This is a genomic window from Deltaproteobacteria bacterium (genome assembly GCA_015233135.1).
GTDB lineage: Bacteria > UBA10199 > UBA10199 > JADFYH01 > JADFYH01 > JADFYH01.
Map to the genome: position 1 here is coordinate 19,819 of JADFYH010000019.1, position 12,712 is coordinate 32,530.

Sequence of the window (12,712 nt, forward strand, 5' to 3'; positions counted from 1 at the left end):
GTTTATTTTTCTACTTCAATTCTCTTATTGATTTCGTCAAGGGAGGATGTTACCCGCGAACAATTATGGATGCTTCGCTGATTATACCCATCTTTAAGGCTGAATCTTTTTTAGAAGGCACTTTAAAAGCTGTCTCAAGCCATTTGAGTACTTCAACGCTAAATTGGGAGTTGCTCTTGGTTTTAGATGCAAGTCCTGACCGATCTAAATTGATTTGTGAAGCATTCGCCAAGCGAAAACATCCTTTCACAGTTCGAGTTCTGGAAAACTCAACAAATATGGGCAAGGGAGCAACCGTAAAAGCAGGCATGCTTGCGGCTCGGGGAAGATACCGGATGTTCACCGATTGCGATCTGGCTTATCCCATGAGCGAAGTGGAAAAGGTGTTTGAAAGCCTGAAAAATGGGGCGGATATTGCCATTGCTTCTCGCACTCACGATGAATCAAACTATCTCTTCTCCACGCATAAGGTTTCCAAAATTTACAAGCGACATTTCATTAGTCGCAGTTTTAATTTATTCGTCAATGCTATCCTCCCCTTGAACCACAAAGATACTCAAGCAGGCCTGAAAGGTTTTAGGAGCGAAGTTGCCGATTATCTTTTTTCTCAATCCAAACTTCAGGGTTTCAGCTTCGATGTAGAAATTCTTTATCTTGCCCAAAATGCCGGTCTGAATATCCAGGAAGTCGGTATCAGCTATCACCACCGAGACATCTCCACCATCAATTTCTCCCGAGAAGGTTTCCGCATGGTGAGAGATATTTTCAAAATCCGTTACTGGAAATTACGCAAACAATACAGTGACTTTATCTCCACCAATTCGATTGAAGAAATTAATCCTACATGCGGATGATTACGGCTTCGCTCCCAGCATCAGCGACGGCATTCTCAAGGCCTATGAATTTGGTCTTCTAAAATCCGCCAGCGCCCTGGTGAATTTTCCCTGCTCTCAAACTTATCTGAATAAAGCCAAAGAAACCAAGCTGGATCTAGGCTGGCATCTCAACTTGAGTCTGGGCCTTCCTCTTTCGGCTCCCAAAAAAATCCCTTCGCTGGTCGATCACAAGGGCTCCTTTTTTAGCTTAAAAAAACTTCTGCTGAAAAGCTTTTTGGGTTTGCTAGACAAAAAAGAATTAGAACTGGAATTACGGGCTCAATTAAAATTCCTGCAAACACATTATGGCCCTGTATCCCACGTGGATGGACATCAACATATACACGTTTTCCCTGGTATCCGTGAGACTCTGAAAAAAATCTTGTTAGAAGAAAAAATCCCTTACTTGCGCCTGCCGCGAGAAGTAAATTTTTTTCAAGGGAAACGAAAACTCACCCGACTTTTTCTCGCTCTTCAAAAAGGTTCAGGCTCACTTTTTTGGAAAGAAACAAAGGTCCAAAGCCCGGCCTTCTATGGTTTAGGGCTAGGCAAAGATTCTCATAGCCTGCACGCCTGGACCAAACTACTTTCTACGATTCACAAGGACTGCGCTGAAGTGATGTTGCATCCAGGTTTTCTCAATAAAGGAGAAAATCTTTACGGAGATGATTTTCCAGGAAATCGCGAAGCTGAACTTGAGTGCTTGCTCAGCGCTTCTTTTAAAGAATTAATTGCCACTAAAAATTTCGAGTGCAGGAGTTTTCGTTTGCTACTAGAACCCTAACTCTTTACGTAACTGCTCAGGTAGTCCTGGAAATTGCGAGGACTGCCGAGCAATCCTTGAGAAAAAATACAAATGGCCCCCCAATTTCTCGGGGATGATGCGATTTTTGTTTTCGTTACCTCCAAAAGTTGCGAGTTCCGCAGCAATTGGAAGGGGTACCTGAGCAGTTACCTTTTTATGCTAAAATCAAAATCTAATTTTCTTTCTGCCGGGCCCTCTCTTTTTTTTCTTTGGATCTTCTGCATCCTGCTCACCCGACTTCCATCTCTCTATCACGATTTTACTCAGGTGGATGAGGTGCTGTTCGCCCTGGGCACTAAAATCTGGCTAAAAGGCGGCATTCCTTACATCGATTTTGTGGAAACCAAGGCCTTGGGCATTTATTATTTCTACGCCTTTGCCTCTTTGCTCAGCGGAAAAAGCGGACAGGTCTCTTTGCTTTCCATCCATCTGCTCACACTCGTTTGTGTTTTTTTGACGACCTTTTTTATCTATCAAATTGCGCTCAAACTTTATTCGGAAAAGGCCGCGTTTTACAGCAGCTTATTTTTCATCTTCTTTAGTACCAATTTTTTGCCCAACATCATCGCTGCCAACATGGAAGTGATTCTTTTGCTTCCTTACACAATCTCGGTGTTTCTTATTTTAAAGCATGCAAAGGCAGTGCGACTCAAACACTGCTTTTTCAGCGGGATTTTTTTCAGCGCCGCCCTCCTCATCAAGCAACAAGCCGGGATGCTGCTTCCTCTCCAGTTGATCTACTTTCTTTTTCTCCTTCCCCGTCCTCAGCTGTGGACCCTTAGAAAGGGTTTGCTGGCAAGTCTTGTTTTTTTAATCGGATGCGTCCCACTTCCCCTGCTCATGTTGCTGCATCTTCAAAAGCTGGGCAGTTTGAATGCCTTCTTTTTTTGGGTAGTTTCAGAAAGCCTGAATTACGTTTGGCGAGGCGATCTGGCCATCGATGGCTGGGCAAAGTTTTTTTCACGAGGGCTTCCCTTTATTCTTGCCACCGCTCTGCCCTGGATACTTTGCGGCCAACGTCTTATTTACTTTCTTAGAAATCGAAACTTCATCCCCCTGCATTCCAAACTGCAGGAAAACTATTTATGGATCTGGTTCTTTCTCAGTTTTTTCCCTATTGCCGCCGGTCACCGTTTTTTTGATCACTACTTTCTCATCATTTTCCCTCCCTTGTCTCTACTCGCAGGGCTGGCGGTAGATCAATGGGCCCCCGAACAATGGCGACGCTATAAAATTGCTTTTTTCATAGCCTTCTTTTTACCCAGCCTTGGCTTTACTTTGCTTCGATACAACATGCATTCCATGTATGCTTACACGCAGAAAGAAGACCTGGAAACCTATCGCCCTTATGGCGAGCAGCTCAAAAAATTAACCCGGGAAGACGACCGCGTATTTGTTTGGGGTTATGCTCCGTCGATTTATTGGTATTCCGGTCGTTTGCCGGCCACTCGCTTTTTATGGAGCGATCTTCTTTCAGGAAGAGTTCCAGGAATGAACGTCAATAAATTCAGCACGGAAGAAATTGCAAAGTTTAAAATGCCTGAATCCTGGAACATGCTCTGGGAAGATTTTGAAAAACATCCCCCGCAAATTATCATGGATACTGGAACCGCTGGATTTCACGACTATCAAAAAATTCCCATGAGTGTTTATCCTCAGCTTTGGGAATATGTGCAGAAAAATTACGAGGAGCTAGAATCATTCCAAGGGGCGAGAGTGTTTAGAAGGAAAAATCTTTAATATTAAAATGAAGCCTAATTGCAGAAATTTCTTTAGGCGAGGCGCTCGCGAAGAAGCAACCGGAGCGTAGCAGCGCTACGTGAGGATTGCGACTGAGTGAGCAACGAAGCATAAAGAGATTTATGCAATTAGGCACTAAACCTTCCGAAATACCACCGCCCCTATTTCCCCCGCATCCGCTTCAATACTATCTCCTTCTTTAAACTCTCCTTTAAGAATCTTCAGGGCAAGCGGATCTTGAATATACTTTTGAATAGCCCGCTTCAAAGGCCTTGCTCCATATTGAGGATCAAAGCCATGCTTGGCCAGATAGATTTTGGCCCCTTCGGTGAGATGCAGGGTCATTTTGCGATCTGCCAACAATTTCTCCAGGCGTTTCAATTGTACTTCAACAATGTGTTTGATCTGCTCTTCTTTGAGGGCATCAAAAATAATGATGTCATCCACACGGTTCAAAAATTCGGGCCTGAAATGTTTGCGCAATTCTTCCATCATACTAGTTTCCATATCTCTTTCGGGAAGACCCAGATAGGCGAAATGAGAACCAACATTAGAGGTCATGATGATCACTGTATTCTTAAAATCGACCGTACGACCTTGACCATCCGTAAGTCTGCCGTCGTCCAGCACCTGCAACAAAATATTGAAAACATCCGGATGCGCTTTTTCAATTTCATCGAAAAGCACCACTGAATAAGGCCGACGTCGAACCGTTTCGGTGAGTTGACCCCCTTCTTCATAACCCACATAGCCCGGAGGAGCACCGATGAGACGGGACACACTGTGCTTTTCCATATACTCGCTCATATCAATGCGCGTCATGGCGGCCTCGTCGTCAAACATGAATTCGGCCAGGGCTCGGGCGGTTTCTGTTTTGCCCACTCCCGTTGGGCCCAAGAAGATGAAAGAGCCAATGGGGCGATTGGGATCCTGCAAACCCGCACGAGAACGTCGTACGGCGTTGGCCACTTTCAAAAGTGCTTCTTCCTGACCGATCACTCGTTGACGCAGGCGATCTTCCATGTGCACCAGCTTTTCCACTTCCCCTTCCATCATTCGGGAAATAGGCACTCCTGTCCATTTGGCCACCACCTCGGCAATGTCTTCGGCTCCCACTTCTTCTTTAAGCATTTTCTTTTTGCTTTGCAACTTAGCCAGTTTTTCATTTTCAGTTTTCAATTCTTTTTCAAGACCCAGCAGCACCCCATATTTTAATTCGGCCGCCTTATTAAGGTCTCCCGAGCGCTCCGCCCGCTCGCTCTCCTGCTTGGTTTGCTCGATTTTTTCTTTCACAGTTCTAATTTTAGAAATCACTTCTTTTTCATTTTGCCAATGCGCCTTCAGCTTTGAGGTTTCTTCGCGCAAACCCACTAAATCCTTTTCGATACGGGCCAATCTCTCTTGTGAGGCCGCATCTTGCTCTTTTTTCAGGGCCTGGCGTTCGATTTCATATTGGGTGATTTTGCGTTCGATTTCATCGATCACTGTCGGGAGACTGTCGATTTCGATGCGTAATTTGGAGGCCGATTCATCGATAAGATCGATGGCTTTATCCGGTAAAAAACGGGAGGTAATATAACGATGGGAAAGCTGCACCGCCGCCACAATGGCTTCATCTTTGATACGCACGCCGTGATGGACTTCGTAGCGTTCCTTGAGCCCACGCAAAATGGCAATGGCATCTTCCACGCTGGGTTCGCCGACAAAGACAGACTGAAAGCGCCTTTCCAGGGCAGGATCTTTTTCGACATGTTTGCGATATTCGTCTAGAGTGGTGGCTCCCACGCAACGCAGCTCGCCCCTTGCCAAGGCGGGCTTCAGCATATTGGAGGCATCCATGGCCCCTTCTCCCGCACCCGCCCCCACCAAGGTGTGAAGCTCATCGATGAAGAGAATGATCTTTCCTTCTGCCTCGGTGATTTCTTTGATTAAGGATTTGAGTCGATCCTCAAATTCTCCCCGATATTTAGTGCCCGCAAGCAGCGCCCCCAAATCTAAGGACAATAAAGTTTTATCTCTTAAACTTTCGGGAACATCCCCATGGGCAATCCGTTGGGCCAAGCCCTCGACGATAGCGGTTTTTCCAACCCCCGGCTCACCAATGAGTACCGGATTATTTTTGGTCCGACGGGAGAGCACCTGAACCACGCGACGCACCTCATCGTCCCGTCCAATCACCGGATCCATCTTTCCGCGACGAGCCAGGTCCGTTAAATCACGACAATATTTTTTGAGAGATTGATATTTACCTTCCGGATTTTGATCACTCACTCGATGAGAACCCCGGATATCCAGCAGGGCTTTCATCAAGGATTCTCGACTCACCCCTCTCTCCTTTAAAAACCTGGAAAGTCGCGCTTCTTTCAGATCGACAAAGGCCAGCAAGAGATGTTCGGTGCTCACATAATCATCTTTCAACTGAGCGGCTTCCTTCTGAGCCTCCTCAAGGGCTTTCTTAAACGTTGGCGCAATGTATTCTCCCGATCCTCCTGAAACTTTTGGAAATTTTTCGATCAGACCGATTGTATCATTTTGAACTTTTTTGGGGTCCACACCGATTTTTTGAAGGATAGAAGGAACAATCCCCTCCTCCTGCCTAAGCAGGGCCAGTAACAAATGTTCCGGCTCCATTTGCTGATTGCCATGTTCGGCAGCAAGGTTCTGGGCTTCACTGAGGGCCTCTTGGGTTTTTACTGTAAATTTGTCATAGCGCATGAGGTTCTCCAGTTTAGTGTTTACCATTACACCTAACCCCCCTCAAATACGCCCTGATGCGTCAAAGTCAAGAGAGGCCGTTTATATTTTGGACAATGAAAACAGAGTTAATTTTAATTTGAAGAAATCAACTCTTGTTAAAGAAAATTAAATCGTCAAAGGAGAATTATTTTCATTCTTACACTTGTCACTAATCTGTAAAAAACCGATAATGAAAAGATGAGAAAACGAATTTGCGTGTTTTGCGGAGCAAACCCCGGAAGAAATGGTGACTATACCGAAGCAGCCGAAAGATTAGGAAAAGCCTTGGTAGATCGTAACATTGCCCTCGTCTACGGGGGAACCACTGTCGGCCTTATGGGCAGCGTGGCTAAAACAGTGACCGAGCTGGGAGGGGAAGTTCATGGTGTGATTCCTACCTTCTTGAGCAAAGTGGAATTTCCAAATCATCAAGTCACTCACTTTTATGAAGTGGGCAGCATGCACGAACGAAAGCAAAAAATGCACGACCTGTCCGATGCCTTCATTGCTTTGCCTGGCGGATTCGGAACCATGGAAGAAATTTTTGAAACCCTTACCTGGGGACAACTTGGGCTGCACAAAAAACCTTCTCTCTTTTTGAACATCAAAGGCTATTACCGCTCTCTCCTCAGTTTTTTTGATCATGCCATCGCCGAAGGCTTCGTTCGAGATTCACATCGGGGCTTATACCTAATTGAAGAAGATCCTGTGAAGGCAGTGGGAAAACTGGACACCCTCATTGAGGCCACACAGAGAAACCCCAAGGTCAAATCCCTTCTGGCCAAGAAGATGTAAAATTGACGCTGCCTTACAATCAGGCCATAAAAATTCCAAAGATTGCCAAAATCAATACACCTTGGTCCAAACTTGATATGACCAAAGTCAGAATAAAAAATGATTTCCATCATTCTCATCTGGATCTATCTTGTGGAGACAATGAGAAATGGACCAAGCTAGACCTACACCTTTATGACTTTCAAACCAAACTTCATATCGCTCAAACAAAAATTCATTTTAATTTTTTTGACCGTGTGGCTGGTGCCCCTTATTATGTTTGGCGTCTTCAACCATTCTTATGTGAAAAAACTCCTTGAGGATGCCATCCTCCGTGAACAGCATTCTTTCATTTTGAAAAAAACACACGAGGCTATGGATGCGATCACTTCGAATACTAATGCCCTTTTGTTGATAAGGACTATCCCTACAATTTCAGAATTTATGCAGGCAGAACAAACAGCGGCCGGTTCTGTGGATAAAAGCAACCTCCAGCAGTGGAAAGAAAGATTTGTTACAGTCACTTTCGAAGCACTTGAGCTGAATAAAAATTGGGATCAGCTCTTCTGCCTCAATGCCCAAGGGAAGATGCTGCTCCGTGTTTCCAGGTCCCCAGACGGAAAGTCCATTCTCTCTGAAAATGAATTAGAAGACAGGAGCGGAAACGATTACTTCAAAGAAGCCATAAAACCGGATGCCAAAGGGGCCTATGTTTCCCCTTTGAAACTGGAAAAAGAGAAGTCTGGAAACATAGAAGTCCCTCTACTCTATTTTTCCGTTCCTATTTTAGAAAAGGCCGGAAATCTGGAGGGTGTTTTGGTAATCCGCTATCGACCAAATTCCCTTCTGGACGAACTCAGCCAAGCCAGTTTGGGATCTATCACCATCACCGATCAGGATGGCTATTTTATTTCTCATCCAGAAGCACAAAAAAAATTCAGTCTGCAACGTGGAAACAACTACAATCTCTTTTGGGAATACCCCGATCTCAAAAAAGAGACCACTAGCTTCGAGTCCAATGACTATAAGGACGTTCGGGAAAAACAATATCATGTCTGGAGAAAGATCAATTATGCCCCCGACGACCCCCAACATTACTGGATCCTTTTTTCATCCCTTCCAGAAAAGACTTTTTTTGCCGCCATTTACAAGTTTCGGGACATCTCTCTTTCAATTAGTTTTATAATTTTTCTGCTGGGAATTGCACTTATCTACCTCGTCATCAACAATATGATGGAACCTTTGCAACAGCTTGAGGAAGGGGCCAAAATCATCGGGAGCGGCGATCTAAATTACCGCCTGGATATCAAACGAAAGGATGAAATCGGGGAACTTGCCTCTGCCTTTGATCAGATGGCTAATAATCTCAAAAAAATCACCCAGGCAGAACAAGACAATCGGACTGCCTTTCAATCGATGTTTGAACATGCCAACGTGGGGTTAATCATTGTAACTGAAAAAGGGGAAATCAAGGAGGTCAACCCCTATGCAAACCGTTTGTTTGGCTATTCTAAAAAAGAGCTTTTGGGAAAGCCTATTGAAGTGTTGGTGCCAACAAGATTTCAGAAAAAGCATGTGGGGCATCGCGATCATTATATTGAAAAACCCGAATCGGGTCCTATGCGTGTAGGAATGCATCTTTTGGCACTGAGAAAAGACGGGAGTGAATTTCTGGCGGAACTCAGCCTGGCCTCCTATGTGATTGGGGGTGAAAGGGAAGTGGTGAGTTTCGTCACTGATATTACCGAGCGCAAAAAAGCGGAAGAAGCCCTCAAAAAACTCAATCTAGAACTGGAAGAAAAAGTCAACGAACGAACCCACGAACTTTCGCAAACCTTGCTGGAGTTGAATCATATCAATTACGATTTGAATCTGGAAATGGAATATCGAAAAAAGATTGCGGGAGAACTGGCGAAGGCCCTGAAAAAAGAAAAGGAATTGAGCGAACTAAAATTGCGCTTCGTTTCGATGGCCTCCCATGAGTTTCGAACACCCCTGGCAGGGATTCTCACTTCAGTCGATCTCATCAACCGCTATCAAAATCCTGCTGATTATGAAAAAAGATTGCGGCATATCAACAGTATCAAGTCTTCTGTAAGAAACCTCACGCTCATTTTGAATGATTTTCTCTCTCTGGATAAACTGGAAGAGGGAAAAGTGGAGTGTCATCCAAGTTCTTTTCCCTTGTTCAAATTCATTACAAGTTTCTTAGAAGACCTTCAGTTCGTATCCAAAAAAGGTCAGAAAATTCTTACCCAATTTCAGGGAAACGACGATCAGGTATTCATGGATGGAGATATACTGCGGAACATATTAAATAACCTTTTTTCGAACGCCATGAAATATTCTCCTGAAAATTCTGAAATAAAATTGAGCTTGGAATTAAATGACACACAAGTAATTTTAAAAATAGAAGATGAAGGAATTGGAATTCCCGAAGAGGACCAAAAGTATATGTTTGAGCGTTTTTTCAGGGCTCACAATGTGACGGCTATTCAGGGAACCGGGTTGGGATTGAATATCATCAAAAAGTATCTCAACCTGATGCAGGGCTCTATTGATTTTACCAGTCATGAAAACAAGGGAAGCACTTTTACAGTGGTTTTGCCCAAGAAACTCAATATAAAAGTCATTTGAATTTCTGATAAAAATCATATCGCTTTTTGATTGCCATCATCATTTATTTTCATTTTTAAATCTAAAAACCGGCCCGTTACATTCAGATTCCTAACACCCTTTTTGGGAGGTGCTGTATGTTGGACCAAGAAAATGAAAAAGAGGAACTTGTTCGATACCGCCAACTGCTTGAAGCGGAAGTTTTGCAACGTAAAATGCTGGAAAGAGAGGTATTGAATATTATTCACGAAGAACGAAGGCGTTTTGGATCTCAGCTCCACGACGGGCTTTGCCAGGAATTGACGGCAGCTTTGATGTTTGCCAAACACCTCCTTCGCAAAATGGAAACGGATAAAAATCTGGAGCTTGCCGATCTGAAAAGAATTTCGGACATGCTTCTGGATGCGGTGGATGAAGCCCGAAATACCGCGAGAGGGCTCTATCCAGGGGAACTCGAAGGGACCTCTCTCATGCATGCGCTTGAAGAGTTGCTTGCTCAGACCGTGGGGGTTTCGTGTTTTTTCCATTGTCCGAAACCAATCCTTATCCAGGATGATACAACAGCCACTCATCTTTATCGAATCGCTCAAGAAGCAATCAGCAATGCGCTAACACACGGGAGAGCTCAGAATATTGAAATCGAGTTTACTCAAAGTGCCAAGCACATCACCCTTGCCATAAAAGATGATGGAATGGGGATTAACAAAGACCTCAAAAATTCAAATGGAATTGGTTTGAAGACCATGCGCTATCGAGCTGATATCCTGAATGGCTCTCTTCAAATCAAATCCAATACACCTCAGGGAACCATCGTGGAGTGTAGTTTAAAAAGCCACAAAACAAAGGAGACAAAAATCGCTCAACTTTTGAATTATATTGTGCCTTTTAATAAAATTAATTCTGACAAAAATCATATCGCTTTTTGATTGTCGTCATCGTGTCTTCCTTGTTTTTAGCTTAAACACTGGCCAGCTTTAAACATCACCTGTATAAAAAAAAGGAGGGTTTTATGTTTCTCACAAAATGGGACCCATTCGAGACGCTCTCGAATTTGGAAAGCGACGTCGATACTGGATTTGGCCGGATGCTGCGCCCCGGTCGGTTCAGGAAGTTTCTTTTCAAGGAGCCTGATTTTGGCTCGCTGGACTGGCTTCCCTCCGTGGACATCAAGGAAAACAAGGAGTCCTATGAATTCGATGTGGAAGTGCCCGGCATTGAAAAAGAGGCAATCAAGGTATTCATCAGTGACAATAATATCTTGAACATCAAGGGAGAGAGAAAAAAAGAGACCGAAAAAAAGGATGAGAATTATCAGCGTATCGAGAGGGAATATGGAAGTTTTGCACGCTCCTTTACACTTCCTGATAACGTCGATACCGCCAAGGTCAATGCGGATTACAAAAATGGGATCTTGAAAGTGACGGTAGCGAAGAAGGAACTTGTAAAGCCCAAGGAAATACCGGTGAAGGCGGCTTGAGTTTTAAGTTTTCCGCCCTCTCCCTTGACCGTAGGTATCTGCACATTTTTTATAATACAGTGTAGATCGGCATATCCACCCTCTCCCCTGGAGGGAGAGGGCAGGGAGAGGGGGATAAATGGAACGGTACGTTTTTTTTTACAACCTGCGATAAATTTCCAGATATGCTCTTGCCGATTTTTCCCAGGAAAAGTCCTGCAGCATCGCCCGCTGCCTCAAGGACTTGAAACCTTGAGGGTTGTTTTTGTAAAGATGCATCGCCGTTAAGAGAAGTTCTTTCAAGCTTTGAGCTGTAAAAGAGGAGAGGACAAATCCAGTCCCTTGTTTCGGATACTCGTTCGCATCCATCACCGTATCGCGAAGGCCTCCCACCGCATGGACCAGGGGAATGCTTCCATAGCGGAGACTGTACATCTGGCTCAGACCGCAGGGTTCGAAACGGGAAGGCATCACAAAGAAATCCGACCCGGCCTCGATTTGATGGGCAAGAGCCAGATCAAAGTTGATTTGCACCGCAATCTTTTCAGGATGTTGTCGAGCAAGTTCCTTAAGTTTTTCTTCCAGCACAGGATCTCCGCTTCCCAGGAAAACCCATTGAGCCTCTTGATCTATAAGAGTCGGAATTGTTTCCGCGAATAAGTCGATTCCTTTTTGTGGCACCAATCGACTGATGGAGGCAAAAAGAGGAATGCCTGGATGAACAGGAAGCTTCAGTTTCTCCTGTAAATAGGCTTTGCATTTTTCTTTCCCTCCCGGATTTGTTGCAGAAAAAGGAGCAGGCAAATTGGGATCGTGATCTGGGTTCCATTCCTCCCTATCCATTCCGTTGAGAATGCCAGAAAAACAATTCTTGCGATCCCTAAGAACTCCATCCAGTCCGCAACCTCCTTGTGGAGTAAGCACCTCTCGAGCATAGCTGGGAGAAACAGTTGTAACGGCATCTGCAGCCAAAATTCCTGCCTTCATAAAATTGAGGCGACCATAAAATTCCAAAAAACGTGGTGTGAAATATTTTTCATCTAATCCTAAAAGGGGGTAATTATTTCGCTCAAACTGCCCCTGATAGGCCAAATTATGAATGGTCAGCAGGGTTCGAGTCTTTTGAAAAAAAGGATCCGCCCAATAGATCGTCTTCAGATAAAAGGGGATCAACGCCGTATGCCAATCGTGCAGATGAAGGATCTCACAGGGTAATTTTAGTTGTTTGAGAAGTTCGAGAGCCCCTCGATTGAAGGCCGCAAACCGGGCACAGTTGTCCGGATAATCTTTTCCCGCTTCCCCATAGAGTGAATCCCGCTCAAAGAACTTTGGAATATCCAGCAAATAAATGGGGAGCCCCGCCTCATGCTTTAGCCTCCAGACTTGAGCCAGCAGCATGTCAGACCCCAGTGGAATATTTATTTCGATTTCCATTTTTTGCAGAAGATGGCGTGGAACCCTTCCATGTTTTGGCAAGATGACTACTGGATTCACGCCCAAGCTGCCCAAGGCCTGACTCAGCGAAGCCACCATATCTCCCAGCCCACCTGTTTGGGCCAAAGGAGTCATTTCAGAAGAAACAAAAGCCACACGCATAAGCACTCCTGATCAAAATCATCCCCGTTTTTGATGCATCTCATGGTTACAAATGAATCACAACGCTACTGACTTAAGCGTTGGGGGCTTTGTTTTCAAATTTAAAATGCGCAG

Annotated in this window: 10 protein-coding genes; 8 read left to right on the plus strand and 2 right to left on the minus strand. The window is 44.5% G+C overall.

Features of this window, described 5'->3' with window-relative positions; genetic code table 11:
- Window positions 1-65 precede the first annotated feature (65 nt).
- The 3 genes from HQM15_07485 to HQM15_07495 all read left to right on the plus strand — a co-directional run bounded on the left by HQM15_07485 (window position 66) and on the right by HQM15_07495 (window position 3,420).
- Window positions 66-854, plus strand: a complete 789-nt coding sequence (locus HQM15_07485) for a glycosyltransferase (GenBank protein MBF0492605.1) — start codon at window positions 66-68, stop codon at window positions 852-854.
- The gene (locus HQM15_07490; protein MBF0492606.1) at window positions 826-1,659 is read left to right on the plus strand and encodes a ChbG/HpnK family deacetylase; all 834 of its coding nucleotides are present in this window, start codon (window positions 826-828) and stop codon (window positions 1,657-1,659) included. The genes HQM15_07485 and HQM15_07490 overlap by 29 nt, the downstream gene beginning before the upstream one ends.
- A 177-nt stretch (window positions 1,660-1,836) precedes the next feature.
- Entirely contained in the window at window positions 1,837-3,420 is a 1,584-nt protein-coding gene (locus tag HQM15_07495) for a glycosyltransferase family 39 protein (protein MBF0492607.1), read from the plus strand.
- A 135-nt stretch (window positions 3,421-3,555) separates the two neighbouring features.
- Here the strand turns inward: HQM15_07495 and clpB are convergent, their stop codons facing one another.
- Window positions 3,556-6,135 carry an ATP-dependent chaperone ClpB gene (clpB, locus tag HQM15_07500; GenBank protein MBF0492608.1) on the minus strand — a complete coding sequence of 860 codons (2,580 nt, stop codon included), beginning with the start codon at window positions 6,133-6,135 and terminating at the stop codon, window positions 3,556-3,558.
- Window positions 6,136-6,354: 219 nt separating this feature from the next.
- Between clpB and HQM15_07505 the strand changes: the two genes are divergently transcribed.
- The 5 genes from HQM15_07505 to HQM15_07525 all read left to right on the plus strand — a co-directional run bounded on the left by HQM15_07505 (window position 6,355) and on the right by HQM15_07525 (window position 11,023).
- Window positions 6,355-6,951 (plus strand): TIGR00730 family Rossman fold protein, encoded by a 597-nt coding sequence (locus HQM15_07505; protein MBF0492609.1) that lies wholly within the window; start codon window positions 6,355-6,357, stop codon window positions 6,949-6,951.
- 77 nt (window positions 6,952-7,028) lie between these two features.
- Window positions 7,029-7,250 carry a hypothetical protein gene (locus HQM15_07510; protein MBF0492610.1) on the plus strand — a complete coding sequence of 74 codons (222 nt, stop codon included), beginning with the start codon at window positions 7,029-7,031 and terminating at the stop codon, window positions 7,248-7,250.
- Window positions 7,234-9,567: a PAS domain S-box protein gene (locus HQM15_07515; protein MBF0492611.1), complete on the plus strand. Its 2,334-nt coding sequence runs from the start codon at window positions 7,234-7,236 to the stop codon at window positions 9,565-9,567. Before HQM15_07510 ends, HQM15_07515 begins: the two co-directional genes overlap by 17 nt.
- A 116-nt stretch (window positions 9,568-9,683) precedes the next feature.
- Window positions 9,684-10,472 carry a sensor histidine kinase gene (locus HQM15_07520; GenBank protein MBF0492612.1) on the plus strand — a complete coding sequence of 263 codons (789 nt, stop codon included), beginning with the start codon at window positions 9,684-9,686 and terminating at the stop codon, window positions 10,470-10,472.
- A gap of 83 nt (window positions 10,473-10,555) precedes the next feature.
- The gene (locus HQM15_07525) at window positions 10,556-11,023 is read left to right on the plus strand and encodes an Hsp20/alpha crystallin family protein (protein MBF0492613.1); all 468 of its coding nucleotides are present in this window, start codon (window positions 10,556-10,558) and stop codon (window positions 11,021-11,023) included.
- A gap of 138 nt (window positions 11,024-11,161) precedes the next feature.
- Here the strand turns inward: HQM15_07525 and glgA are convergent, their stop codons facing one another.
- Window positions 11,162-12,598 carry a glycogen synthase GlgA gene (gene glgA, locus HQM15_07530; GenBank protein MBF0492614.1) on the minus strand — a complete coding sequence of 479 codons (1,437 nt, stop codon included), beginning with the start codon at window positions 12,596-12,598 and terminating at the stop codon, window positions 11,162-11,164.
- Window positions 12,599-12,712: the final 114 nt, after the last annotated feature.